At 73.1% G+C, this 24402-nt stretch carries 23 protein-coding genes and 1 tRNA gene; 13 read left to right on the top strand and 11 right to left on the bottom strand.

What is annotated here, in order from left to right:
• Positions 1-624 precede the first annotated feature (624 nt).
• Together M6G08_RS33010 and M6G08_RS33005 are read right to left on the bottom strand one after the other, a co-directional pair.
• Positions 625-1128 (bottom strand): NUDIX hydrolase, encoded by a 504-nt coding sequence (locus tag M6G08_RS33010; protein ID WP_272590799.1) that lies wholly within the window; start codon positions 1126-1128, stop codon positions 625-627.
• A gap of 26 nt (positions 1129-1154) precedes the next feature.
• A complete protein-coding gene (locus M6G08_RS33005) occupies positions 1155-2048 on the bottom strand; it encodes a DMT family transporter (protein WP_272590798.1) in 894 nt (297 codons plus the stop codon).
• A 252-nt stretch (positions 2049-2300) separates the two neighbouring features.
• On the opposite strand from M6G08_RS33005, the gene M6G08_RS33000 reads away from it, so the two are divergent.
• Together M6G08_RS33000 and M6G08_RS32995 are read left to right on the top strand one after the other, a co-directional pair.
• A complete protein-coding gene (locus M6G08_RS33000) occupies positions 2301-3251 on the top strand; it encodes a hypothetical protein (RefSeq protein WP_272590797.1) in 951 nt (316 codons plus the stop codon).
• A gap of 35 nt (positions 3252-3286) precedes the next feature.
• Positions 3287-4834, top strand: a complete 1548-nt coding sequence (locus M6G08_RS32995) for an APC family permease (protein WP_272590796.1) — start codon at positions 3287-3289, stop codon at positions 4832-4834.
• Between the two features lie 125 nt (positions 4835-4959).
• Here the strand turns inward: M6G08_RS32995 and M6G08_RS32990 are convergent, their stop codons facing one another.
• On the bottom strand, positions 4960-6357 hold the full coding sequence (locus M6G08_RS32990) for a GntT/GntP/DsdX family permease (protein WP_272590795.1): 1398 nt from the start codon (positions 6355-6357) through the stop codon (positions 4960-4962).
• 145 nt (positions 6358-6502) lie between these two features.
• Complete coding sequence (locus M6G08_RS32985; protein WP_272590794.1) at positions 6503-7030, bottom strand: gluconokinase; 528 nt, start codon at positions 7028-7030, stop codon at positions 6503-6505.
• Positions 7031-7167: 137 nt separating this feature from the next.
• Here M6G08_RS32985 and M6G08_RS32980 point away from each other — a divergent pair, with 137 nt between their 5' ends.
• Positions 7168-7869 (top strand): FadR/GntR family transcriptional regulator, encoded by a 702-nt coding sequence (locus M6G08_RS32980; protein WP_272590793.1) that lies wholly within the window; start codon positions 7168-7170, stop codon positions 7867-7869.
• Between the two features lie 12 nt (positions 7870-7881).
• Here M6G08_RS32980 and M6G08_RS32975 read toward each other — a convergent pair whose 3' ends face one another.
• The gene (locus M6G08_RS32975) at positions 7882-8256 is read right to left on the bottom strand and encodes a YchJ family protein (protein ID WP_272590792.1); all 375 of its coding nucleotides are present in this window, start codon (positions 8254-8256) and stop codon (positions 7882-7884) included.
• Between the two features lie 71 nt (positions 8257-8327).
• Positions 8328-8415 (bottom strand) — tRNA-Leu (locus M6G08_RS32970).
• 173 nt (positions 8416-8588) lie between these two features.
• Between M6G08_RS32970 and M6G08_RS32965 the strand changes: the two genes are divergently transcribed.
• The 3 genes from M6G08_RS32965 to M6G08_RS32955 all read left to right on the top strand — a co-directional run bounded on the left by M6G08_RS32965 (position 8589) and on the right by M6G08_RS32955 (position 11311).
• On the top strand, positions 8589-9914 hold the full coding sequence (locus M6G08_RS32965) for a M20/M25/M40 family metallo-hydrolase (protein WP_272590791.1): 1326 nt from the start codon (positions 8589-8591) through the stop codon (positions 9912-9914).
• A 156-nt stretch (positions 9915-10070) separates the two neighbouring features.
• Complete coding sequence (gene chpH / locus M6G08_RS32960) at positions 10071-10304, top strand: chaplin ChpH (RefSeq protein ID WP_055416097.1); 234 nt, start codon at positions 10071-10073, stop codon at positions 10302-10304.
• A gap of 167 nt (positions 10305-10471) precedes the next feature.
• Positions 10472-11311 carry a chaplin gene (locus M6G08_RS32955; RefSeq protein ID WP_272590790.1) on the top strand — a complete coding sequence of 280 codons (840 nt, stop codon included), beginning with the start codon at positions 10472-10474 and terminating at the stop codon, positions 11309-11311.
• Positions 11312-11419: 108 nt separating this feature from the next.
• Here the strand turns inward: M6G08_RS32955 and M6G08_RS32950 are convergent, their stop codons facing one another.
• The gene (locus M6G08_RS32950) at positions 11420-11608 is read right to left on the bottom strand and encodes a DUF5703 family protein (RefSeq protein ID WP_030244084.1); all 189 of its coding nucleotides are present in this window, start codon (positions 11606-11608) and stop codon (positions 11420-11422) included.
• 47 nt (positions 11609-11655) lie between these two features.
• Here M6G08_RS32950 and M6G08_RS32945 point away from each other — a divergent pair, with 47 nt between their 5' ends.
• The gene (locus M6G08_RS32945) at positions 11656-12402 is read left to right on the top strand and encodes a hypothetical protein (RefSeq protein ID WP_272590789.1); all 747 of its coding nucleotides are present in this window, start codon (positions 11656-11658) and stop codon (positions 12400-12402) included.
• An 81-nt stretch (positions 12403-12483) separates the two neighbouring features.
• Here M6G08_RS32945 and M6G08_RS32940 read toward each other — a convergent pair whose 3' ends face one another.
• Positions 12484-14832 carry a helix-hairpin-helix domain-containing protein gene (locus M6G08_RS32940; RefSeq protein WP_272590788.1) on the bottom strand — a complete coding sequence of 783 codons (2349 nt, stop codon included), beginning with the start codon at positions 14830-14832 and terminating at the stop codon, positions 12484-12486.
• Positions 14829-15815 carry an aldo/keto reductase gene (locus M6G08_RS32935; RefSeq protein WP_272590787.1) on the bottom strand — a complete coding sequence of 329 codons (987 nt, stop codon included), beginning with the start codon at positions 15813-15815 and terminating at the stop codon, positions 14829-14831. Before M6G08_RS32935 ends, M6G08_RS32940 begins: the two co-directional genes overlap by 4 nt.
• Before the next feature lie 112 nt (positions 15816-15927).
• On the opposite strand from M6G08_RS32935, the gene M6G08_RS32930 reads away from it, so the two are divergent.
• Both M6G08_RS32930 and M6G08_RS32925 read left to right on the top strand, forming a co-directional pair.
• Positions 15928-16983, top strand: a complete 1056-nt coding sequence (locus tag M6G08_RS32930) for an LLM class F420-dependent oxidoreductase (protein WP_272590786.1) — start codon at positions 15928-15930, stop codon at positions 16981-16983.
• Between the two features lie 237 nt (positions 16984-17220).
• Entirely contained in the window at positions 17221-18009 is a 789-nt protein-coding gene (locus M6G08_RS32925) for a ferritin-like domain-containing protein (RefSeq protein WP_272590785.1), read from the top strand.
• Between the two features lie 14 nt (positions 18010-18023).
• Here M6G08_RS32925 and corA read toward each other — a convergent pair whose 3' ends face one another.
• Positions 18024-19019, bottom strand: a complete 996-nt coding sequence (corA, locus tag M6G08_RS32920) for a magnesium/cobalt transporter CorA (protein ID WP_272591498.1) — start codon at positions 19017-19019, stop codon at positions 18024-18026.
• Between the two features lie 61 nt (positions 19020-19080).
• Between corA and M6G08_RS32915 the strand changes: the two genes are divergently transcribed.
• The 4 genes from M6G08_RS32915 (at position 19081) to mshC (ending at position 23317) form a co-directional block, all read left to right on the top strand.
• Positions 19081-19767 (top strand): histidine phosphatase family protein, encoded by a 687-nt coding sequence (locus M6G08_RS32915; RefSeq protein WP_272590784.1) that lies wholly within the window; start codon positions 19081-19083, stop codon positions 19765-19767.
• A gap of 84 nt (positions 19768-19851) precedes the next feature.
• Complete coding sequence (locus M6G08_RS32910) at positions 19852-20442, top strand: Rv2134c family protein (protein ID WP_272590783.1); 591 nt, start codon at positions 19852-19854, stop codon at positions 20440-20442.
• Positions 20406-21236, top strand: coding sequence for an Rv2133c family protein (locus tag M6G08_RS32905; RefSeq protein WP_272590782.1), 831 nt, complete (start codon positions 20406-20408; stop codon positions 21234-21236). Before M6G08_RS32910 ends, M6G08_RS32905 begins: the two co-directional genes overlap by 37 nt.
• Positions 21237-22087: 851 nt before the next feature.
• Positions 22088-23317, top strand: a complete 1230-nt coding sequence (gene mshC, locus M6G08_RS32900; RefSeq protein ID WP_272590781.1) for a cysteine--1-D-myo-inosityl 2-amino-2-deoxy-alpha-D-glucopyranoside ligase — start codon at positions 22088-22090, stop codon at positions 23315-23317.
• 61 nt (positions 23318-23378) lie between these two features.
• Here mshC and M6G08_RS32895 read toward each other — a convergent pair whose 3' ends face one another.
• Entirely contained in the window at positions 23379-24368 is a 990-nt protein-coding gene (locus M6G08_RS32895; RefSeq protein WP_272590780.1) for a PAC2 family protein, read from the bottom strand.
• Positions 24369-24402: the final 34 nt, after the last annotated feature.

Raw genomic sequence — 24402 nt, 5'->3', positions numbered from 1 at the left:
AGGGTGGCCTCCGGCGGTGGGTTGGGTGGGGTGCCTGCGGCGGCCTGTGCGGGTTCGGTGGGGGTGCGGGTGCCTGCGGCGCTGCTGCGGGTTCGGTGGGGGTGCGGGTTGTGCGGTGGGTTCGGTGGGTGCGGTGGTGGGTCGGGGACGCGCCGGGGGGGTCCGTCCTCGGAACGGCGCGGAATCGGTCGGCTACGGGGGTGGGCGGCGCGGACGCGCCAACCGCTGCGGGCGGACCCCCCGGCACGTCCCCTTCCCGCCGTACGCGGCCTAACCGCCCGCGCGGGGCGCCCAGCCACCGGGCGGGCGCCACGCCGGGCGTGCGCGGCTGCGGGCGGTGGGGCCACGCCGCCGGGCTGCGGGCCGCCGTCCCGCCCAGCTGTCCCAGCTGCGGGCAGTCGTGCCTCCCCCCCCCCCCCGCTCGAGCGAAGCCGAGAGTGGGGGGAGGGCGGGCGGTGGGGGCACCTGCCGCTCATGGGGCCTCTCCCGCGCGAGCGAAGCCGAGCGTGGGGGAGAAGCCGAGAGCGGGGGAGGCACCCCAGCAGCGCCGGGCCGCGACACCCCACCCCCGACGCCCACACCCACGCCGGGTGACGAGGAAACGCCGGGCCGCGTCCCCCCGGCTCACCTCGCCCGCAGCCGCGAATACGCCGCCAACCCGTCCGGCACCCACTCCCACTCCCCGAGCCGCTCCTCCACCTCCGCCTCCGTGAGGAACCCGTGCCACGCCACCTCCTCCACCTGCGGAGCGACCGGCCCCTCGCAGCGCACCTCGTACACCGCCGACCACCAGGTCCGCCCGGCGCCGTCGTCGTACAGGAACTTGAAGAGGAACGTCGGACGCGGCAGCCCGGCCACCCCCAGTTCCTCCTGCGCCTCCCGCAGCGCCGCGTCGTCGTAGGACTCGCCGGCGCCGACCACCCCGCCGACGAACATGTCGTACAGCGAGGGGAAGACCAGCTTCGTCGCCGTGCGGCGGTGGACGAAGACGCGGCCCTCGGGGTCGCGGGCCAGTACGAAGGCGCAGCGGTGGCGCAGTCCCCGTGCGTACACGTCGCCCCGGCGGGCCTGTCCCACGATCCGGTCGTTCTCGTCGACGACGTCCAGGATCTCGTCAGCAGCGCTCATGGCGCCCATCCAAGCAGGACCGGCCGTCAGCGCCGCTGGAGAGCCCGTTCACGGCCGCTCTCGCCCGTGCCCTGCGGCATCGCGGGGTGGAGGCCGAGCAGGACGATGCCCGTCACCACCGCCGTGAGGCCGCCCGCCTCCCAGGCCAGCGCCGCGGTGTCGGTGCGCAGCCGGTCGCCGAGGAAACCGACGCCGCAGACGATGCCCGCGAGTGGCTGGGACGCCGTCAGGGCCGGCAGCGACCTGCGCAGCGGTGCCGTCTCGAAGGCGCTCTGGACCAGGACCAGGCCGGTGATGCCGAGCACCACGACCGCGTACGGCTGCCAGCCGGTCAGCAGTTCCGCCGGGCCGCCCGAGGTGAAGCGCCGGCCGCTGACCCGGGTCAGCGCGTCCTGCACCCCGTAGACCAGGCCGGCGGCCAGTGCGAGCAGGGTCGGGCCCCAGGTCAGGCGGGCGCGTCCGGCGCATGCCGTCAGGAGGACCGCCAGGCCCAGCATCACGCCGATGAGCAGCCAGTGCCGCAGGGGCGAGACCACCGCGCCGCCGCCCCGCGGCTCGCCCGCGACGAGGAACGCCGTGACCCCGCCGGCCAGCAGAATGAGGCCGGCCCAGCCCTGGCGGCCCAGCGGCCGGCGGGTCTGGGCGCGGGAGAGGGCGAGCGCGAAGAGCAGGTTCGTCGCCAGCAGGGGTTCGACGAGGGTCAGCTCGCCGCCGCCGAGCGCGACCGCGCCCAGCGCCATACCGGCCACCATCAGGCCCATGCCGGCCAGCCAGCGGGGAACGCGCACCAGGTCCAGCAGGAGGCGGGGGGAGAGGAAGTCGCCCAGTGGGGCGCGCTGGGCCGCGTTCTGCTGGAGGACGAAACCGAATCCCAGGCAGCAGGCGGCGCTCACGGCGAGGACGAGAACCAGAACCGACACGCTGCGTACCTCGGTCGTCGTCGGGTCACGGGTGCGTCGGGGCCGACTCTAATGCCGGGGACCGGGGTGCGCCGCGTGGGTGCCGCATACGGGGGGCGCGTCGATCAAGTTGCGTATTCTACAAGTGAGTTGACGCGTGTAACGCGGAATCCGGCCTTGACGTCAACCCTTGGCTGCCGGTTTGCTGTGCGTGATCAGTTCATGGCAATCCGGCTACGACGACCCAGCGCGTCGCGTGAGGAAGAACCCGCGGTGTCCCCACCTCCGCCTCCCCTCGGCCGCGGCCGCAGACGCGCCGCCCAGGCCTTCGACGAGGCCCTCGACGACGCCGAACTCGTCGCCGCCCGCGCGGCCCTGGCCCAGGGCCGGTGGCAGTCCGCCCGGTCCCTCCTGGTCCACACCGGCGACGACTGGGACCGGCGGGGGCACCGGGCGACGGTCCTCGCCAAGGAGCCCTACTGCGCCGCCTGGGCCCGCGAGTGGCTGCTCGCCGAACCCGACTCCGCCGACGCCTCGGTACTGCTCGCCCTGGCCCTCGTCCACCGCGTCCTGCGCGGCAAGGAGAAGCCGGCCCGGGGGCGGGAGGCCTGCCAGGACGCCGCACGGCTGCTGCCGGACGATCCCACGCCCTGGCTCGGGCTCCTCATGCTGGAGCGGTCGCTCGGCGCCGACGACGACGTCGTCCGGGTGTTCGACGCGGTGCGCGGGCGGTATGCGGACCACCACCACGCCCACCACCTGGTCGTGGCCCGGCTCGCCGAGCGGGACGGTGGCCGGGGGGCCGATCCGCTGCACGAGGTGTACGACTTCGCCGCCTGGGCGGCGGAACAGGCGCCCGCCGACTCCCCGCTCGCCATCCTCCCGGTGGTCGCGCACGCCGAGCGCTACCGCGTGCTGGCCGCGACCGGGCACGAGTCCGCCGATCCGAACGCCTCCGGGCACTGGGTCGGCCGCCGGGCCCGGCTGGTGATGAAGGCCGCCTTCGACTGGTGGCTGGAGTGGGAGCAGGACGGCCATCCGCGGCGGCTGATCGACCTCAACTTCCTCGCCCACGCCAAGTCCTGCGAGGGCCGCGGAGCCGAGGCCGCCGCCCTGTTCCACCGCATCGGCGAGCACGCCACGCCCGCCCCCTGGTCCTACCCGGACCGCGATCCGCACTCCGCCTTCCGTGCCGCCCGCGCGCACGCGCTCGGCACGGTCTGACCATCCGCCACGAAGACGAGAGAAGGTCGGCCCCGATGACCACGGGCAGTTCGAGGACCACGGGCAGTTCGAGCACGAGCGGCGCCGGCGCCATCAGCACCTTCAAGGGGCAGGAGCGGGCGCTGCGCGCCGACCGGCTGGGCACGGGCGGCCTGCTGCTCTCCGTACTGGCCTCCACCGCGCCGCTGATGGTGGTCGCCGGGGTGATGCCCACGACGTTCGCCGTGATGGGCATCGTCGGGCAGCCGCTGCTCTTCGTGGTGCTGGGCGTGGTGCTCGTCCTCTTCAGCGTCGGGTACGCCGAGATGAGCCGGCACGTGCACAACGCCGGTGCCTTCTACGCGTACATCTCCCGCGGGCTCGGCGGCACCGCGGGCGCGGGTGCCGCCCTGGTCGCGCTGGTCGCCTACAACGCGCTCCAGGTCGGCATCTACGGCATCTTCGGCTTCGAGGTCTCCACGCTCCTCGCCACCTACGCCGACCTGGACGTCGCCTGGTGGACACCGGCGCTGCTGGCCCTGCTCGCGGTGGGCACGCTGGGCTGGCTGAAGATCGACGTCAACGCGCGCGTGCTGGGCGTGCTGCTGCTCATCGAGGTCGTACTGGTCGTCGTCTTCGACATCGCCGCCGTCGCCGACCCCGGCGCCCAGGGGCTGTCGTTGCACGCCTTCGACCCGGCCACCCTGACGGGGGCGGGCGTGGGGACCGCGCTGTGCTTCTGCATCGCCGCCTTCCTCGGCTTCGAGCAGGCGCCCGTGTACGCCGAGGAGACCAGCCGGCCCCACGTGCTCGTTCCGCGTGTCATGTTCCTGGCGGTTGGCGGGGTCGCGGTCTTCTTCGCGCTCAGCAGCTGGGCGCTGACCGTCGCCACCGGTCCGGACAAGATCGTCGGAACCGCTCAGGAGCAGAGCGCCGGGCTGCTGTTCTTCCTCACCGAGTCGCGGCTCGGCGGTGCCTTCACCGACGTACTGCACGTGCTGTTCGTGACCGGCATGTTCGCCGCGCTGCTCAGCTTCCACAACGTCGTCGCCCGGTACGCCTTCGCCATGGGGCGCGAAGGGCTGCTGCCCGCCGCCTTCGGGCGGACCAGCGGCTCCAGCGGCGCCCCGGGCACCGGGTCGCTGCTCCAGACCGCCGTGTCCGTCGTCGTCGTCATCGGCTTCGCCGTCGCCGACGACAAGCCGAACGGCGACCCGACCCAGCCCGTGCTGCGCCTGTTCACCTGGGGCGGCAACATCGGGGCCCTCGGCGTGATCGTGCTCATGGCCGCCGCCTCGTTCTCCGTCGTCGCCTTCTTCGTCCGGCGCGGCGCCGCCGGCGCGCAGGGCGTGCGGATCGCGACCTCCGCCGTCGCGGGCGTCGCCCTGCTGGTCATCGCCGGCTACACGGTCAAGGACTTCGACGTCCTCGTCGGCGCCGGCCCCGGCTCCGCGCTGAGCTGGGCGCTGCCCGGCGTCATCGCGCTCGCCGCGGCCGGCGGGCTGGTGCAAGGCCTGCTGCTGCGCGCGCGGGCGCCCGAGCGGCACGCCCGCATCGGCCAGGGCAACGAGGCGTTCCAGCTGGACAAGGCGGCTTCCTCCTGAGCCTCACCTCCGGTCTTCGCCAGGCCCCGGGGCCGGCGCCGGCCCCGGGGCCCCGGCTGGAACCGGTCGCCAGGGCGGTGCGCCCGCCGATGCCGAAGAGAGGGTGAGCCGTCGTCGTCGTACCCCTAAATGACCAGTGAGAGGAGCAGGACCAGGGCGCCGGCGACCACCGAGATGATCGTCTCCATGACGGACCAGGTCTTGATGGTCTGGCCGACGTTCAGGCCGAAGTACTCCTTCACCAGCCAGAAGCCGGCGTCGTTGACGTGACTGAAGAAGAGCGAACCGGCGCCGATCGCCAGGACCAGCAGGGCCGCGTGGGTCGTCGACATGTCGGCCGCCAGCGGCGCCACCAGACCGGCCGCCGAGACGGTCGCCACGGTCGCCGAACCGGTCGCCAGCCGGATCGCCACCGCGATCAGCCAGGCCAGCAACAGCGCCGGGATCGACCAGTCCTCGGAGATCTCCAGGATCATCCGGCCGACGCCCGAGTCGATCAGCGTCTGCTTGAAGCCGCCGCCCGCGCCGACGATCAGCAGGATGCCCGCGATGGGCGCCAGGCCCTTCTCGACCAGGCCCGAGAGGCGGTCCTTGCCGAAGCCGGCCGGACGCAGCAGCGTGAAGATGCCGACGATCACGGCGGCGAGCAGGGCGATCAGCGGGTTGCCGATGACGTCGAAGGTGCGCTGCACCACGTTGTCCGGGTCGTCGACGACGATGTCGACGAGCGCCTTGGCCAGCATCAGCACGACCGGCAGCAGGATCGTCGCCAGGGTGGCCCCGAAACCGGGACGCTTCTCCAGCTCCTCGGAGGCGCGCTGCGGGATCATGCGGTCGGGGGCGGGGACGTCCACCCAGCGGGCCGCGTACTTCGAGAACAGCGGACCGGCGATGATCACCGTCGGGATGGCGATCAGGACGCCCAGCGCGAGCGTCACACCGAGGTTGGCGCCGACCGCGTCGATCGCGACCAGCGGACCGGGGTGCGGCGGGACCAGACCGTGCATCACGGACAGACCCGCGAGGGCCGGGATGCCGATGCGCATCAGGGAGTAGTTGCCGCGCTTGGCGACCATCAGGACGACCGGGATCAGCAGCACGATGCCGACCTCGAAGAAGAGCGGCAGACCGATCACGGAGGCGATCAGCACCATCGTCCACGGCATCGACCGGGGGGTCGCCTTTGCGAGAAGGGTGTCCACGATCTGGTCGGCGCCGCCGGAGTCGGCGAGCATCTTGCCGAGGATCGCACCGAGGGCGATCAGGACGCCGACGCCGGCGACGGTGGAGCCGAGCCCGGCGGTGAAGCTGGTGATGACCTTGTCCAGCGGCGCCCCGGCGAACGCGCCGAGCGCCAGTGACCCGATGGTCAGCGACAGGAAGGCATGCAGCTTGAACTTGGTGATGAGCAGAACGATGACGGCGATGCCCAGGAGGACGGCGATGCCCAGCTGGGCGTGGCCGGCCGAGGTGATGGGCTCGACGGTGTCCGCTGCCAGCATCTCGACGCTGAGTCTGGTCACGGTGGTTCCCTTGCGGTGATGGGGATTCGGGGGAAGGCACCGGGGCCGTGACCGCGGGTGGCGGCACGACCCCGGGGGGGGGTTACGGACTAACGGAGCACGGGGGTGCCGGACTACGGGAGTACGGGACTTCGGAAGTACCGGATCACCGGGGCGGCTCGGGGAGGTCCTTCAGGGCGGCGGCCGCTCGTTCGGCGATCTCCTCCGGGGTGCCGGCGACGTCCACGGCGACTCCCGCCTCGTCCGGCTCCAGGGGCTGGAGCGTGGCGAACTGGGAGTCGAGCAGCGCCGTCGGCATGAAGTGCCCCTGCCGGTGCGACATCCGGTCCTCGATCAGCTCGCGGCTGCCCGTGAGGTGCACGAAGACGACACCGGGAGCGGCCGCACGCAGCCGGTCGCGGTACGACCGCTTCAGCGCCGAGCTGCTCACCACCCCGCCGAGGCCCGCCCGCCCGTGCGCCCAGCCGCCGATGGCGTCCAGCCATGGCCACCGGTCCTCGTCGGCGAGCGGGGTGCCGGCCGTCATCTTGGCGATGTTGGCCGGCGGGTGGAAGTCGTCGCCCTCGGCGTAGGGAACGCCGAGCCGGGCCGCGAGCAGGGGACCGATGGTGGTCTTCCCGGTGCCCGCCACGCCCATGACCACGACTACGTGGGGGGTGTGCAGTTGCTGCATCGCACTCTCGCTGTCTGCTGTCTTCGTCGACACGTGATGTCGACGTAACTGAAACCCATTACGTACGACGAATTCAAGAGTCTGTGACATATAAGTCTGACTTTTTGTTCCCGTGACCTGCCCCGTACTCTGAGTGCATGAGCACACCGGGCCGGGGGCTGCACGGCCGCGTACTGGACACCCTCGGCCCCGCGATCACAGCGGGCGAGTACCCTGCGGGCAGCGTTCTGCGCACCGACGAACTCGCACAGCGTTTCGAGGTGTCGCGCTCGGTGATGCGCGAGGCCGTGCGGGTGCTGGAGTCCATGCACCTGGTCGAGTCCCGCCGCCGGGTGGGTGTGACCGTCCTGCCCGAGTGCGAGTGGAACGTCTACGACCCGCAGGTCATCCGCTGGCGCCTGGCCGGCTCCGAGCGCCCTCGGCAGCTGCGCTCCCTGACCGTGCTGCGGTCGGCGGTCGAACCGGTGGCCGCGGGCCTCGCGGCACGGCTCGCCACACCTGAGCAGTGCGCCGAGCTGACCGAGTGCGCGCTGGGCATGGTGGCCAACTCACGAGGTCACCGACTGGAGGGGTACCTCTTCCACGACGTGGCCTTCCACCGCGTCATCCTGACCGCCTCCGGCAACGAGATGTTCGCCCGCCTCGGCGGCGTCGTCGCCGAGGTGCTGGCCGGCCGCACGCACCACGACGTGATGTTCGAGGACCCCGACCCGGCCGCCGTCACCCTGCACGTCCAGGTCGCCGAGGCGGTCCGCGCCCGGGACGCCGAGCGCGCCGAGCGGCTGACCCGGGAGATCACGGTGGGGGCGCTGCACGAGCTGGACATCCTGGCGCCCTGACCCGCGAGCCGGTCAGTCGAGGAACTCCCCGTCGACGTACACCCACGCTCCGTCGACGCGCTCGAAGCGGCTCCGCTCGTGCAGCGAGCCGCCGCGGTAGGAGGCGCGGAAGGTGACCGTCCCGGTGGCGTGGAAGGCGGATCCGCCGGTCGCCTCCCGGATCTCCAGCCCGGTCCAGCGCATCCCCGGGTCCAGGTCCAGGCGGGCCGGTCGGGTCCTCGGGTGCCAGGTCCGCAGGAGGTAGCCCGCGTCGCCCTTCACGAAGGCGCTGTAGCGGGAGCGCATCAGGGCCTCGGCGGTCGGCGCGGACGCCGTCCCCGCGTGGAAGCGGCCGCAGCACTTCGCGTAGGGCTCGGACAGGCCGCACGGGCAGGAAGGCGTGGTCATGGCGGCCATTGTGCCCGCTGCGCGCACCGCTCGGAAAAAGCAGAAGACCCCTGCTCGGCAGGGGTCTCAACTGGTGTCCGAGGGGGGACTTGAACCCCCACGCCCGATAAAGGGCACTAGCACCTCAAGCTAGCGCGTCTGCCATTCCGCCACCCGGACAAGGTGTCTGTCGTGCGGTTCGTTTCCCGCGGCGACGACGTAAACATTACCAGGCTTTCCGGGGTGGCCGATCACCCCCTCCTTGGGCGCGGACGGCGGGAGGGGGAGGATGAGGGGGACCGACCAGCACTGACACCAGCAGTGACTTCAGCAGCGACCGCGGGAGGAAGCACGTGAGCGACTCGGGCACGGCCAGGAGCGTCACCGGCGAGGACGAGGTCGTCGACCTCTGCCGCGAGCTGATCCGGATCGACACCAGCAACTACGGCGACCACTCGGGTCCCGGCGAGCGCAAGGCGGCCGAGTACGTCGCCGAGAAGCTCGCCGAGGTGGGGCTCGAACCGCAGATCTTCGAATCGCACCCCGGACGCGCCTCCACGGTGGCCCGCATCGAGGGCGAGGACCCCTCCCGGCCCGCGCTGCTCATCCACGGCCACACCGACGTCGTGCCGGCCAACGCGGACGACTGGACCCACCACCCCTTCTCCGGCGAGATCGCCGACGGGTGCGTGTGGGGGCGCGGGGCCGTCGACATGAAGGACATGGACGCGATGACCCTCGCGGTCGTCCGCGACCGGCTGCGCACCGGACGCAAGCCCCCGCGCGACATCGTGCTCGCCTTCCTCGCCGACGAGGAGGCGGGCGGGACCTACGGCGCCAAGCACCTGGTGCGCAAGCACCCGGAGCTGTTCGAGGGCGTCAGCGAGGCGATCGGCGAGGTCGGCGGCTTCTCGTTCACCGTCAACGAGAAGCTGCGGCTGTACCTCGTCGAGACCGCCGAGAAGGGCATGCACTGGATGCGGCTCACCGTCGACGGCACGGCCGGCCACGGCTCGATGACCAACGACGACAACGCGATCACCGAGCTGTGCGAGGCCGTGGCGCGGCTCGGCCGGCACAAGTGGCCGGTCCGGGTCACCAAGACCGTCCGGGCCTTCCTCGACGAACTGTCCGACGCGCTCGGCACCGAGCTCGACCCCGAGAACATGGAGGAGACCCTCGCCAAGCTCGGCGGCATCGCCCGGATGATCGGCACGACCCTGCGCAACTCGGCGGCGCCCACCCAGCTCGGCGCCGGCTACAAGGTCAACGTCATCCCCGGCCAGGCCACCGCGCACGTCGACGGCCGCTTCCTGCCCGGCTACGAGGAGGAGTTCCTCGCCGACCTCGACCGCATCCTCGGCCCGCGCGTGCGGCGCGAGGACGTGCACGCCGACAAGGCGCTGGAGACCGACTTCGACGGCCGGCTCGTCGACGCCATGCAGACCGCCCTGCGCGCCGAGGACCCGATCGCGCGCGCGGTGCCCTACATGCTCTCCGGCGGCACCGACGCCAAGTCCTTCGACGACCTCGGCATCCGCTGCTTCGGCTTCGCGCCGCTCAAGCTGCCGCCCGAGCTGGACTTCGCCGGCATGTTCCACGGGGTGGACGAGCGGGTGCCGGTGGAGGGACTGCAGTTCGGCGTGCGGGTGCTCGACCGTTTCATCGACGCGTCCTGATCGATGGGCGCGAATGTTCGGGGGCTATTCGGTCGCGCGTGCGGGGTGGGACCGGGAAGGGTGAATACGCTCATAGGCTCGTAGCCTCATTACTCCCTCCTCGTTACAGGTGATGCGATCAGCAACCTGGATCGCTTTTGCCAACTAGGAGGAATAATGCTCAAGAAGGTCGTCGCCGCCGCTGCCGCCACCGGTGGTCTGGTTCTCGCGGGTGCCGGCATGGCCGTCGCCGACTCCGGTGCCCAGGGTGCCGCCGTGCACTCGCCCGGCGTCCTCTCCGGCAACGTCGTTCAGGTGCCCGTTCACGTCCCGGTGAACGTCTGCGGCAACACGGTCTCCGTGATCGGCCTGCTGAACCCCGCCTTCGGCAACGTCTGCATCAACAAGTGACGTCGCGCCTCGCCCCGTGAGGGTCTGAGTCCGTCGGCCCCGGAACGCGCGCCATGCGCTCCGGGGCCGACGGTCTTTCAGAGAATCTCGGGGACGGGAGCACGGCAACGGCGGAATTCTCGGCATTCTCGGTGCCGCGGGACTAGGGCAAGGCAGGGATTCAGGAAATGCGACAGGTCACCCGCAAGGGTCTGATGACGATGGCGGCGGCCACCGGTGTGATCGCCGCCGCGGGCGGCGCCGCCCACGCGGACTCGGGGGCGCACGGCTCCAGTTCGGGTTCGCCCGGCGTGCTGTCCGGCAACACGGTGCAGGCTCCGGTGCACGTGCCGGTGAACGTCTGCGGCAACACGGTCGACGTCGTCGGCATCCTCAACCCGGCGATGGGCAACTCGTGCGCCAACCAGGGCGGCGGGGCGGCCTCCGGCGGATACGGGGACTCCAAGGGCCAGTCGGGCACACACGGGGGCTCGCACGCCGACGGGCACGCCAGTGACTCGCCGGGCGTCGGCTCCGGCAACACCGTGCAGGTGCCGGTCCACGTGCCGGTGAACGTGTGCGGCAACAGCGTCGACGTCGTCGGTGCCCTCAACCCGACCACCGGCAACGACTGCGGCAACGGGGGTGGCGGAGATCACTCCACGCCGCCTGGGGAGGGCGATGAGACACCGCCCGGGGAGCCGGGTGACCCCGGCGATCCGGGTAACCCTGGAGACCCGGGTGATCCCGGTGACCCCGGGGACCCGAGTGCCCCCGAGGACCCGAGCAACCCCGGGGACCCGAGCAACCCCGGGGACCCGAGCAACCCCGGTGACCCGGGCGAAGACACTCCCGGCGGTTCCTCGGACGGAAACCAGCCGGACACCCAGACCGTCACCCAGCCGCAGGGTGACGCGCAGCTCGCCGAGACCGGCAGTGACCTGCCGTTGGGTCTCGCCCTCCCGGTGGGCGCGGGCGCGCTGCTCGCGGGCACGGTGCTGTACCGCAAGGCGCGCGCCTCGGCGTGACGCTGACCGTGGCCGCGGGGCCGGGTGGCCCGCACGCGCGGCGGGCCCCGCACGGCGGGGCCCGCTCCGTCTCCGTCACCCGTGCCCGGCCGAGCCCGGTCACCGGGCTCACCAGGTGGCGCGTACCTGGCGGATGATCCGGCGCCGCAGCCGCACCCTGCGGCTGCCGTCGCGCAGCAGGCTCAGGCGGTACAACTCCCAGTGTCCGTACTCGGCGTGGTCGGTCAGCAGACGCGCTGTCTCCTTGCGGGAAACCCCGCGCGGCACGTACACGTCGACAAATTCGTATTCCGGCATCGAATCTATTGTGCGGGCTGGGGCCCGGTACGGATAGCGTCTGCACTATGTCTGATGCTGCGCAGCCCACCGCTGCCGAGGTACGCGCCGCCGCCGAGGCGGTCAAGACCGCGCTCGACCGCCACCTGGCCGCGGTCGAACGCCGGTCGGGGGAGGACGACCCGGCCGTCTACGACGCGTTCAACCAACTGGCCGCGGCCGCGGAGGCGTACGACGAACTGCTCTACGACCGTTACGACGAGGTCACCCCCTTCGAGATTCCCGGCGCCGACGACTCCCTGCCGCCGTACGACGGACCCGAGGAACCGAGCGCGCTGAGCGTCCTGATCCGCCGGGACTACGCCGTGGCCGAGCCGCAGCGGCTGATGGCCCAGGCACGCCGGGTCGAGGCGGCGGACGATGAGGGCGAGGCATTGGCGGCCTCCGGCACGGTGCACGGGGCGCTGGGTCTCCTGTTCGGCGAGTTCGAGCCGGACGAGATCGCCTCCCGGCACAAGGAGTTCGGCCTGGAGGAAGGCGACTCCACGCTCTGGGTGACGGCCTCGGACGAGCCGGCGGAGCCGGGGGAGTGGCTGGAAGCCCCCTTCGAACAGGTCGATCCGCAACGCGTGGTGTGCCGGTTCGACGTCAGCGCGGTCTTCGACGACGAGTTCGACGACGACCTCGGGGACGAAGAGGAAGAAGACGAAGAGGAAGAACTCGACGCCGATCTGGACGGGGACGTCGACGGCGACCTCGACACGGAGGAGGACGACGAGAGCGGGCGGCTGGGGGCGGATCGCCGAAGGTCGTGAGCCGCGAGCAGGCGGCCCGGGACGGCGGCGGCGGTCGGACGGGGATGCCCGTCGACCGTCGCCGCCGCCCTGCTCGACCGGTCAGCCGGTCACCGGGACCTGCGGCGCGAGGAGCACCGGCAGCCGGGTCGTGCGCGGCTTGGCCGGAATCTCGGCCACGGCGCGGGGCAACGCCTGCTCCACGCCCTGCACCACGGACAGATGACGGGCGGCCCGGCCGAACGCCGTGTAGATCCAGGGGCGGCTGAGCGCCCGCACGGCGTCGCCCGGCAGGACCACGACCACCGCTGGCCACCGCCCGCCGACCGCCTGGTGCGCGGTCAGCGCCCATCCGTGCCGCACGGACCGCTCCACCCGCTCCTGCGGTACGACCACGGACTCACCCGCGCACGACAGGTGCAGCCCGTCGGCGTCGGCCTTCACGACCCGGCCCGGCAGCGTACGGCCCGGCACGGGGGAGTAGACGACGCGGTCGCCGGGATCGAAGCCGCCGAAGCGGCCGGGGCCGGGATTCAGCCGTTGCTTCAGTGCCGCGTTGAGCGCCCGGGTGCCCGCAGCCCCGCCGTGGCCCGGGGTGATCACCTGCGTGTCCTCGGCGGGCACGCCGATCGCACGCGGTACGGAGTCCGCGACGAGCTGAACGGTGCGGTGCACGGCCTCGCCCGCGTCCCGCACCGGCACGATCACGACCTCCTTGCCGGGCGCTTCCACCTGGCCGAGTTCACCGATGCCGATGCCGGAGACCAGTTCGCCGAGCGGGCCGGGGTCCGGGCGCCGGGAGGCGATCTGCGGGCAGGCCCGCGCCGCCAGCAGGTCCGCGAAGATCCGTCCCGGTCCCACGGAACACAGCACCGCCGGATCGCCGGCCAGTACCAGCCGCGCCCCGTCCGGCAGGGACTCCACCAGCAGGGCGCCGGCCTCGACGTCCAGCTGCGGTGCGTCCAGCACGACGAGCAGATCGAGGTCCAGCGCGCCGTCGGCGTCCCGCCCCGGCCCCTCGGTGCCGGCCAGCAGCCCGGCCACCGTGACGGCGGGGGCGGGGCCGGTGGGGCCGGAGCCCTCCGGGGCGGGCGCGGCCGGTTCCGGGCCGTGGGGTGCGGACGGGGTGCCGTCGCCCAGGTGAGCGGCGAAGCGGTCGCGGCCCAGCGGACCGGGCGCGGCGGCCCAGGCCCGCAGGCCGAGCGCGTGGGCGGCGCGCAGGAGGGCGGCCGGCTCGGCCATGGACGCCTCGCCGCCGGTGTGCAGGACCAGTCCGTGCCCCGCGACGGCGCGGATCAGGTCGGCGGCGGCACCCGGCGCCGAGTCGGCGGCCCGCTCCCAGTCCGCGGCGGAGCCGTCCTCCTTGGGTGCGGAATTGACCAGCCGCGCCAGGCCGTCCGCGAGGCTCTCCTCTGCGAGCGCGAACCGTTCGAGACCGATCAGCACCCTGACCGGCCTCTCCTCGTCCTCGTCCGGCGCGTCCGCCCCACCGGGCCCGTCGGCCTCGGCCCCGCCCGGTGCGGTCCCCGGGCGGGCGCCGGGCTCGTCCAGCGGGTCCTGGAAGGCCAGCGCCTCGCCCTCGGCGAGCGTGCTCTGTACGGCGGCGTCCGGGTCCGGCACGCCGCGCTGGGCCAGCGTGGCCGTCAGTCGCGGCAACTCCAGGGCCGTGTGCCCGGCCAGGGCCGCCTGCTCCAGCAGCCACACGGTGACCGCACGGCCGCGGCGCTCGTCGTCCGGGCCGCACGCCGCGCCGAGCAGCGACCGGGCGAAACCGTCGGCCTGCTCCGGCCGCACCCCGCCGACCCGCAGCAACAGCCAGGGGTCCGCGCGCAGCGCGTCCCCCGCGCCCTCGCCGAGCAGTGCCGCGGTCTGCGGTGCGAGCGCCTCGGGGGCGCCGCCCTCCGCCAGTACCCGCCGCACGGCCTGGACGGCCTCCGGCGCGGGGGCAGCGGGCCCGGTAACCTGCTCGGCCCGTACCGGTCGGGGCCGTGGCGCCGGCTCGGGGGCGGACCGGCGCGGCGCGGGAGCGGGCTCGCCGAAGACCGTGGCCGCGGGCTTCTCGCCGCTCTCCACGGCCCGTACGGCGGCGAGCAGGTCGGCCGCCGTGCCGCTGAGCTTGGCCCCGGCGTCGATCGGAGCCTGCTTCTCGGCCCTCCGCCGCGCGATCCGTTCCCGCTCGATCCGCTGGGCCGCCAGCTCGGCCTCGGCCTCGGAGGGCCGAGCGGCCTCTCCGTCGACGGCCACCGCTCCGTCCACGGCTCCGTCCGGCGCCCCGGAGGCGTCCGCGCCACCGGCGTCGTCGCCGGCGGCCTCGTCCGGGTCACCCGAACCGGCGTCGCCCGCGCTCTCGCCGCCGGGCCGCCCCGCCCGGTCCGTCGTGCCCGGCGTCTCCGGCCCGGCGTCCACGGTGGCCGTGGGATCCTCGGAGGTGGGCTCGGGCTCCGTGCTCACAGCGTGCTCCAGTCGTGATCGGGATAGCGGTGCACGGGCGCCGACACGTCGTCGAGCGCCCGGCAGATCTCGTCAGGAAGACTAAGGGCCTCCACTGACAACGCCGCCGTGAGTTGCTGCGCGTTGCGCGCGCCGACGATCGGGGCGACCACGCCGGGCCGGTCCCGCACCCACGCCAGCGCCACCTGGAGCGGCGTCACCGCGAGCCCGTCCGCCGCCGTCGCCACCGCGTCCACGATGTGGCCGGCCGTGTCGTCGAGGTAGGGGGCGACGAAGGGGGCCAGGTGCTCCGAGGCGCCCCGCGAGTCGGTCGGCGTCGCGTCCTTGCGGTACTTGCCCGTGAGGACCCCGCGGCCCAGCGGCGAGGAGGGGAGCAGCCCGATGCCCAGGTCCAGGGCGGCCGGCAGCACCTCGCGCTCGATGCCGCGCTGGAGCAGCGAGTACTCCATCTGCGTGCTCGCCAACCGGTTCCGCACGCCCGGCGCCGCCACCTGCCAGGTCGCCGCCTTGGCCAGCTGCCAGCCGCAGAAGTTCGAAACGCCCGCGTACCGGGCGCGGCCGCTGCTCACCGCCACGTCGAGGGCGTGCAGCGTCTCCTCCAGCGGAGTGTCCGGGTCGAAGGCGTGCAGGTGCCACACGTCGACGTGGTCCGTGCCCAGGCGGGCCAGCGAGGCGTCCAGTGCCGAGAGGAGGTGGGCGCGCGAACCGTCGAAGCGGCGGTCGGGGTCCGGCACGCTGCCCGCCTTGGTCGAGATGACCAGGTCCCGGCGCGGCACCAGGCCCTCCATGAGCCGGCCGAGCAGGTACTCGGCCTCGCCGTCCCCGTACACGTCCGCCGTGTCGACGAGGGTCCCGCCCGCTTCCCAGAAGGTCTTCAAGAGGTCCGCGGCGTCGTGCTCGTCCGTGTCCCGGCCCCAGGTCAGGGTGCCGAGACCGATGCGGGACACGCGCAGGCCGGTGCGGCCGAGATGCCTCTGCTCCATGAACGCCGACATTACTGGCCACGGCTTGCGCTGTGGGGGCCTGTGGACAACCGAATTCCCGCGCTAAGGTCGGGGCACAGAACACGTTACTGATCGGTAAGGGGAATCGGCCATGCAGCTCGGGATCAACCTCGGCTACTGGGGTGCCGGAATGGACGCGGACAACCTGGCCGTCGCCCAGGAGGCCGACCGGCTCGGGTACGCCGTCTGCTGGGCCGCCGAGGCCTACGGCTCCGACGCCGCCACCGTGCTCACCTGGGTCGCCGCCCAGACCGAGCGCATCGACGTGGGCTCGGCCATCTTCCAGATCCCGGCCCGCCAGCCCGCGATGACCGCGATGACGGCCGCCACCCTGGACTCCCTCTCCAAGGGCCGCTTCCGGCTCGGCCTCGGCGTCTCCGGCCCGCAGGTCTCCGAGGGCTGGTACGGCGTCAAGTTCGACAAGCCGCTCGCCCGCACCCGCGAGTACGTCGAGATCGTGCGCAAGGCGATGACCAGGGAACGGCTCTCCTACGAGGGACAGCACTGGACGCTGCCGCTGCCCGGCGGTCCCGGCAAGCCGATCAAGCTCACCGTGCACCCGCAGCGCGAGCACATCCCCCTGTACATCGCCGCGATCGGCCCGAAGAACCTGGAGCAGACCGGCGAGATCGCCGACGGCGCCCTGCTGATCTTCCCCTCCGCCGACCACCTCGAGGAGACCGCGGTCAAGCACCTGCGCGCCGGACGCGGGAAGGCCGGCAAGACCCTCGACGGCTTCGACATCTGCCCGACGCTGCCGCTCGCCCTGGGCGACGACAAGGACGTCACCACGCTCGCCGACACCTTCCGGCCCTACACCGCGCTCTACGTCGGCGGCATGGGCAGCCGCAAGCAGAACTTCTACAACCAGCTCGCCCAGCGCATGGGCTACGAGGCCGAGGCCGCCGAGATCCAGGACAAGTACCTGTCCGGCGACAAGGAGGGCGCCGCCGCGGCCGTACCGCACGAGCTGATCGACCAGACCACCCTGCTCGGCTCCGTCGACCGCATCGCGGACCGGATGAAGGCCTACGCCGCCGCCGGTGTCACCACCCTGACGCTCGCCCCCGCGGGCTTCACCCTGGACGAGCGGATCGCCGCGCTCCGCGCCGGCACGGAGGCCCTGGAGCGGGCCGGACTGGCGTAGGTCCGCCGGTAGGTTCTGCGGCCGTGGTGGGGGCTCGGGGGTCTTCCCCGCCACGGCCGTCACGGAGCACAACGCGCCCGTGCGCGTGTGGTTACGCCTCCTCGCGTTCCTGGCCGTCCTTCTTTTGGCTGAGTTGCCCGCCGCACCTGTTGCCGCGCCTCACCTCCCGCACTTGACTCGGTCTTTGCGGAGTCTGCGGAATCTGCGCCACCTTGCAGAGGCAGAGAGGTGCCATCGATGCTTTCGGCCAAGAGCCTGTTCCAGGAGATCCTCGACAACGACGAGTCGTTCCGTCTCTTCTGCTCCATCGCGGCCAGCGGTGAGTCGCAGGGCGGCTGGGAGAACGCGCGCATCGCGGCGCTCGTGCCGGAGAGCGAGCGCGCCCTCGCACCCAAGATCACCCGGCACGGCGCGGACGAGGACAAGCACGGGCGGATCTTCAACGCCCTGCTGAAGAAGCGCGGCCTCGAGCCCGTCGAGGTGCCGCCCGAGACCGACTACACCATGCTCCTGGAACGGCACGGCATCGGCCTCGCCCACGAGAAGCTCAAGGCCGACCAGCCGCTGACCGTCCGCGACATCATCACCTACCTGGCGCACAGCAGGGTCACCGAACAGCGCGCGGCCGAGCAGATGGCGATGCTCCTCAAGCACTTCGGGGACCACCCGGACCTGGGCCGGGCCGTCCGGATGATCTCCGCCGACGAGGACAACCACCTCGCCTACTCCCACGAGGAACTGCTGCGCTACGCCGCCGCCGGACACGGCCGCCACATCCACGCGACGCTGCGCGAGTGCGCACTCGCCGAGATCCGCGTCCACCGGGACGTCAGCCTCGGCGTCATGGCCCGCATGGGGCGCCTCCTCGGCTGGTCCCGCGCCAGGTCCGCGCTGCTCGCGGCGGGCATCCACGCGGTGTACGCCTTCGAGCGGCTGGCCGGCTGGCGCCGCATGGTGACCCTGCGGGCGCCCGAGCGGCGCGACGCGCTCGGCGGACCGGCCACCGCCGCCCCCGAGGTCGCCTGAGCGGCACGGCTCCCTCAGAGCCAGCCCCGCCGCTTGAACAGCCGGAAGAGCAGCACCTCCAGCCCGGCCATCAGCACGATCACCGCCGGATATCCCCACTCCCAGCGCAGCTCCGGCATGTGCTCGAAGTTCATGCCGTAGACCCCCGCGACCATCGTGGGGACCGCCGCCATGGCCGCCCACGCGGAGATCTTCCGCATGTCGTCGTTCTGCCGGACGCTCGTCTGCGCCAGGTGCGCCGACAGGATGTCGGAGACCAGCCGGTCCAGGCCCTCCACCGACTCGTTGACGCGCGAGAGGTGGTCGCTGACGTCCCGGAAGAAGGGCCGCGCCTTCTCGTTCACGTACGGCACCCCGGCGCCGAACGCCCCCGTCCCGGCCAGCCGGGCCAGCGGCGGAGCCAGCGGACCCGTCGCCCGGCGGAACTCCAGGATCTGCCGCTTGAAGGTGTAGATCCGCGACGCGGTGTGCCGCGAGCCGCCGCCGTCCGGCGAGAACACCTCCGCCTCCAGCTCCTCCAGGTCGTTCTGCAGTTCCACCGCCACGTCCAGGTAGTGGTCGACGGCGGCGTCCGCTATCGCGTACAGCACCGAGGTGGGGCCCTTGCCGAGCAGCTCGGGCTCGTGCTCCAGGCGCTGCCGCACGTCCTTCAGCGGGGAGCCCTCGCCGTGCCGGACGACGACCACGAACGCGTCGCCCAGGAAGATCATGAGCTCGCCGGTGGACACCGCGTCGCTCTCCGGCTCGTACACCACCGGCTTCAGGACCGCGAAGAGCGAGTCCTCGTAGACCTCCAGCTTCGGCCGCTGGTGCGCCTTGAGGGCGTCCTCCACCGCCAGCGGATGCAGCGCGAACTCCTCGGTGACCAGGTCGAACTCCTCCTCGGACGGCTCGTGCAGCCCGATCCAGACGAAGCCGCCCCCGGAGCGCGCCTCACCGAGCGCGTCGGAGAAGTCCTCGGGCCCGTCCGTTCGGTGCCCGTCCCGGTAGATGGCGCAGTCGACGATCACCGAACGCATTCTCCCTCCGCCCCGGCGCCCGCGCACCGGGTCGTATGCCTACCCTGTCCGCATGCCCACGCTGATCCTGGTCAGGCACGGACGTTCCACCGCCAACACCGAGGGGCTGCTCGCCGGCTGGACGCCCGGCGTCGCCCTCGACGAACGCGGGGCCGCGCAGGCCGCCGCGCTGCCCGGCCGCCTCGCCGGCCTGCCCCTGTCCGAGATCGTCTCCAGCCCCCTGCAGCGCTGCCAGGAGACGATCCGGCCGCTCCTCGACGCCCGGCCCGGGCTGCGGGCGCACACCGACGAGCGGATCGGGGAGTGCCACTACGGCGACTGGTCCGGCCGCAAGCTCGCCGAGCTCAAGGACGAGCCGCTGATGGAGGTGGTCCAGGCGCACCCCTCCGCCGCCGCGTTCCCCGGCGGCGAGTCGATGCGCGCCATGCAGACCCGCGCCGCCGAGGCGGTCCGCGAGTGGAACGCGCGCGTGGAACGCGACCACGGCGCCGACGCCGTCTACCTCATGTGCTCCCACGGCGACATCATCAAGTCCCTCGTCGCGGAGGCGCTGGGCCTGCACCTCGACCTCTTCCAGCGGATCTCCGTCGAGCCCTGCTCCGTCACCGCGATCCGCTACACCAGGCTGCGCCCGTTCCTCGTCCGCCTCGGCGACACCGGCGACTTCGCCTCGCTGGCCCCGCGCGAGGAGCCGCCCGGCGACGAGGCCACCGTCGGTGGCGGTGCGGGCGCACCGTGATCGTCGGCCGCAGTAGGGTGAAGCGACCGCAGCAGTGACCCACCCCGCCCTTCCCGCTCTTACGACTTCTCATGGAGACAGGACGTGTCCCGTCAGGTGTTCCTCTACGACCAACCGGAACGTTTCGTGGCCGGCACGGTCGGACTGCCCGGGCGCCGTACCTTCTTCCTCCAGGCTTCCGCCGGCTCCCGGGTGACCAGCGTGGCCCTGGAGAAGACCCAGGTGGCCGCTCTCGCCGAGCGCATGGACGAACTCCTCGACGAGGTCGTACGGCGCAGCGGCGGCAGCACCGAGGTCCCCGCCATGGCCCCCACCGGCCCCGCCGACACGGCGCCGCTGGACACCCCCGTCGAGGAGGAGTTCCGGGTCGGCACCATGGCGCTCGCCTGGGACGGCGAGGACCAGCGCATGATCGTCGAGGCCCAGGCACTCGTGGAGCTGGACGCCGAGTCCGAGGAGGACCTGGCGGAGGCCGAGGAGCGGCTCCTCCAGGACGAGGAGAACGGCCCCCCGATGCTGAGGGTCCGCCTCACCGGCGCGCAGGCCAGGGCCTTCGCCAAGCGCGCCCTCGACGTCGTCAACGCCGGGCGGCCGCCGTGCCCGCTGTGCAGCCTCCCGCTCGACCCGGAAGGACACGTATGTCCGCGCCAGAACGGATACCGCCGCGGAGCGTGACCACCGACACGGCGGCCGCCGAGCTGCTCGCCCTGGGCGAGCTGACCGTGCGCGGACGCATCCGTGACGCCTCCAACGCGGCGCTGTACTGCACGGTCACGCACGAGGGACGCGAGGCGGCCTGCGTCTACAAGCCGGTCGCCGGGGAGCGGCCCCTGTGGGACTTCCCCGACGGCACCCTCGCCCAGCGCGAGGTCGCCGCGTACGAGGTCTCCGAGGCGACCGGCTGGGGCCTGGTCCCGCCGACCGTGCTGCGCGACGGGCCCTACGGCGAGGGCATGGTCCAGCTGTGGATCGAGTCGGTTCCGGAGACGGAACTGCTCGCCCTGGTGGACACCGAGCAGCCCGGCCCCGGCTGGAAGGCGGTCGCCCTGGCCGAGGTGGGGGAGGGGCGCACCGCCCTCCTCGTGCACGCCGACGACGAGCGGCTGCGCCGGCTCGCCGTCCTGGACGCCGTGATCAACAACGCCGACCGCAAGGGCGGCCACCTGCTGCCCGCCGCCGGGGAGCGGCTGTACGGCATCGACCACGGCGTCACCTTCCACGCCGAGGACAAGCTGCGCACCCTGCTGTGGGGCTGGGCGGGCGAGACCCTCACCGGGGAGGCCCTGGCCGCCCTCGACGGTCTCAGGGAGGCCCTCGGGGACGGCGGAACGCTGGCGACCCGTCTCGGCGCCCTCATCACCCCCGCCGAACTCACCGCCACCCGCGCGCGGGTCGACGCCCTGCTGACGTCCGGCAAGCACCCGGAACCGGGCGGTGAGTGGCCGGCCATCCCGTGGCCACCCGTGTAGGACCGACACCGACACCCGTCGGCCACCGCCGCCCCGGCACCGTGGCCACCGCGCCTCGGCACCGCGGCCACCGCGCCTCGGCACCGCGGTCGGCACGGCTCCGGCACTGCGGCCACTGCGCCTCGGCACCGTGGTCGGCACGGCTCCGGCACTGCGGCCACTGCGCCTCGGCACCGTGGTCGGCACGGCTCCGGCACTGCGGCCACCGCGCCTCGGCACCGTGGTCGGCACGGCTCCGGCACCGTGGCCACCGCGTCTCGGCACCGTGGTCGGCACGGCTCCGGCACCGTGGCCACCGCGCCTCGGCACCGTGGTCGGCACGGCTCCGGCACCGTGGCCACCGCGTCTCGGCACCGTGGTCGGCACGGCTCCGGCACCGTGGCCACCGCGTCTCGGCACCGTGGTCGGCACGGCTCCGGCACTGCGGCCACCGCGTCTCGGCACCGTGGTCGGCACGGCTCCGGCACCGTGGCCACCGCGCCTCGGCACCGCGGCCGGCACGGCCCCGGCGTCTCGGCCGGTGCGGTCCCCCGCAGGTCCGTCGGTGCGGGGCGTCGTACGTCGGCTGTCACGCTCCCGCGCGAGTGCCGGTCGCGCCGCGGCGCGTCGGCCGGTGTGCCCCGGTGCTTCGTCGGTGCGGTTCTCCGCGCGGCGCCCGGTGCGGGTCTGCGTGCGGCGCCCGGTGCGGGCGCCTGTGCGCCTGTGGTCGAAGTCGTGCTTCCACCGGTGCGGGCCCCGGACGTCCGCCGGTGAGGCCGTGGCACACCGGCCGGTGTCGCGCAAGAGTGCCCTACCGGCCATCCGGCCGGTCCGGTTCGTGTACGGAACATCCGTCCGGTTAGGCTCATGACATGCATGCCTGGCCCGCTTCCGAGGTCCCCGCCCTGCCTGGTCAGGGCCGCGACCTGAGGATCCACGACACCGCGACCGGAGGCCTGGTCACCCTCGACCCCGGTCCCGTCGCCCGCATCTACGTCTGCGGCATCACACCGTACGACGCCACCCACATGGGGCACGCGGCGACCTACAACGCGTTCGACCTCGTGCAGCGCGTGTGGCTCGACACCAAGCGGCAGGTCCACTACGTCCAGAACGTCACCGACGTCGACGATCCGCTGCTGGAGCGGGCCGTGCGCGACGGCGTCGACTGGACCGCCCTCGCCGAGAAGGAGACCGCCCTCTTCCGCGAGGACATGACGGCGCTGCGGATGCTGCCGCCCCGGCACTACATAGGCGCCGTCGAGGCCATACCCGGGATCGTGCCGCTCGTCGAGCGGCTGCGGGAGTCGGGCGCGGCCTACGAGCTCGAGGGCGACACCTACTTCTCGGTCGAGGCCGACCCGCACTTCGGCCAGGTCTCCCACCTGGACGCCGCCGCCATGCGGCTGCTCTCCGCCGAGCGGGGCGGCGACCCGGACCGGCCGGGCAAGAAGAACCCGCTCGACCCGATGCTGTGGATGGCGGCCCGCGAGGGCGAGCCCAGCTGGGACGGCGGCTCGCTCGGCCGCGGGCGCCCCGGCTGGCACATCGAGTGCGTGGCCATCGCACTCGACCACCTCGGCATGGGCTTCGACGTCCAGGGCGGCGGCTCCGACCTCGCCTTCCCGCACCACGAGATGGGCGCCTCGCACGCCCAGGCGCTCACCGGCGAGTTCCCCATGGCCAAGGCGTACGTCCACGCCGGCATGGTCGGGCTGGACGGCGAGAAGATGTCCAAGTCCAGGGGCAACCTGGTCTTCGTGTCGCAGCTGCGCCGCGAGGGCGTCGACCCCGCCGCCATCCGGCTCACGCTGCTCGCCCACCACTACCGCTCCGACTGGGAGTGGACCGATCAGGTCCTCCAGGACGCCCTGGCCCGGCTGGACCGCTGGCGCGCCGCCGTCTCCCGGCCCGACGGTCCGCCCGCCGAGGCGCTGGTCGAGGAGATCCGCGCGGCTCTCGCGAACGACCTGGACTCCCCGGCGGCGCTCGACGCCGTCGACCGCTGGGCCGCCCGCCAGCAGGAGAGCGGCGGCACGGACACCGGCGCACCCGGCGTGGTGTCCCGCGCCGTCGACGCGCTGCTCGGCGTCGCCCTGTAGGCACCGGCCGTACACGCGAAGGGGGCGCTTCCCACCGGGAGGCGCCCCCTGTCACGTCGGTTCAGTCCTCCGACGACTCCTCGTCGTCCCCGCTCGCCTTCGGCGGCCGCGGCGGGCGGGTCCGCCCGCTCGGGTTGTCCCGCAGATACGGCGCCCCGGGGGACGGATCCCCGTCCGCCGTGGCGTGCCCGCCCGGCTGGCCCGGTCCCGAGCCGTCCCGGCGGCGCAGATAACGCTCGAACTCGCGGGCGATCGCCTCGCCCGACGCCTCCGGCAGCTCCGCGGTGTCCCGGGCCTCCTCCAGCGACTGGACGTACTCGGCGACCTCGCTGTCCTCGGCGGCCAGCTGGTCCACACCCACCTGCCAGGCACGCGCGTCCTCGGGCAGCTCGCCCAGCGGGATGCGTACGTCGATCAGGTCCTCCAGCCGGTTCAGCAGGGCCAGCGTGGCCTTCGGGTTGGGCGGCTGCGACACGTAGTGCGGCACCGCCGCCCACAGCGACACGGCCGGTACGCCCGCGTGCGTGCACGCCTCCTGGAGGATGCCGACGATGCCCGTGGGCCCCTCGTACTTGGTCTCCTCCAGGTCCATGCGCCGCGCCAGATCGGCGTCGGACGTGGTCCCGCTGACCGGCACCGGACGGGTGTGCGGGGTGTCGCCCAGCAGCGCGCCCAGGACGACCACCAGCTCGACGCCCAGCTCGTGGGCGAAGCCCAGCAGTTCGTTGCAGAACGAGCGCCAGCGCATGGACGGTTCGATGCCGCGGACCAGGACCAGGTCGCGCGGTTTGTCGCCGCCGACCCGGACCACCGACAGCCTGGTCGTCGGCCAGGTGACCTTGCGGACGCCGTCCTCGATGAACACCGTGGGCCGGTTGACCTGGAAGTCGTAGTAGTCCTCCGCGTCCAGTGCCGCGAACACCTCGCCCTTCCACTCCCGGTCGAGATGCGCGACCGCGGTGGAGGCGGCGTCGCCGGCGTCGTTCCAGCCCTCGAACGCGGCCACCATGACCGGGTCGACCAGCTCGGGAACCCCCTCGAGCTCGATCACCCAGCGCCTCCTTCCGACGTGCCCTCGCGTACCC

Origin of the sequence: Streptomyces sp. M92, from assembly GCF_028473745.1 — a bacterium.
In the GTDB taxonomy this organism is placed as follows: Bacteria; Actinomycetota; Actinomycetes; order Streptomycetales; family Streptomycetaceae; genus Streptomyces.
The sequence above is the reverse complement of the archived record's forward strand: the minus strand, read 5'-3'. Positions and strand labels throughout refer to the sequence as shown.

Bases quoted from the DNA above. Each gene is read 5' to 3' on its own strand.
- M6G08_RS32985 (WP_272590794.1), bottom strand. From the start codon at position 7,030: ATGCAGCAACTGCACACCCCCCACGTAGTCGTGGTCATGGGCGTGGCG.
- M6G08_RS32905 (WP_272590782.1), top strand. From the start codon at position 20,406: ATGTCCGCGCCAGAACGGATACCGCCGCGGAGCGTGACCACCGACACG.
- M6G08_RS32935 (WP_272590787.1), bottom strand. From the start codon at position 15,815: ATGGAGCAGAGGCATCTCGGCCGCACCGGCCTGCGCGTGTCCCGCATC.
- M6G08_RS32955 (WP_272590790.1), top strand. From the start codon at position 10,472: ATGCGACAGGTCACCCGCAAGGGTCTGATGACGATGGCGGCGGCCACC.
- mshC (WP_272590781.1), top strand. From the start codon at position 22,088: ATGCATGCCTGGCCCGCTTCCGAGGTCCCCGCCCTGCCTGGTCAGGGC.
- M6G08_RS32945 (WP_272590789.1), top strand. From the start codon at position 11,656: ATGTCTGATGCTGCGCAGCCCACCGCTGCCGAGGTACGCGCCGCCGCC.
- M6G08_RS32995 (WP_272590796.1), top strand. From the start codon at position 3,287: ATGACCACGGGCAGTTCGAGGACCACGGGCAGTTCGAGCACGAGCGGC.
- M6G08_RS32925 (WP_272590785.1), top strand. From the start codon at position 17,221: ATGCTTTCGGCCAAGAGCCTGTTCCAGGAGATCCTCGACAACGACGAG.
- chpH (WP_055416097.1), top strand. From the start codon at position 10,071: ATGCTCAAGAAGGTCGTCGCCGCCGCTGCCGCCACCGGTGGTCTGGTT.
- M6G08_RS32980 (WP_272590793.1), top strand. From the start codon at position 7,168: ATGAGCACACCGGGCCGGGGGCTGCACGGCCGCGTACTGGACACCCTC.
- M6G08_RS32930 (WP_272590786.1), top strand. From the start codon at position 15,928: ATGCAGCTCGGGATCAACCTCGGCTACTGGGGTGCCGGAATGGACGCG.
- M6G08_RS32915 (WP_272590784.1), top strand. From the start codon at position 19,081: ATGCCCACGCTGATCCTGGTCAGGCACGGACGTTCCACCGCCAACACC.
- M6G08_RS33010 (WP_272590799.1), bottom strand. From the start codon at position 1,128: ATGAGCGCTGCTGACGAGATCCTGGACGTCGTCGACGAGAACGACCGG.
- M6G08_RS32950 (WP_030244084.1), bottom strand. From the start codon at position 11,608: ATGCCGGAATACGAATTTGTCGACGTGTACGTGCCGCGCGGGGTTTCC.
- M6G08_RS32975 (WP_272590792.1), bottom strand. From the start codon at position 8,256: ATGACCACGCCTTCCTGCCCGTGCGGCCTGTCCGAGCCCTACGCGAAG.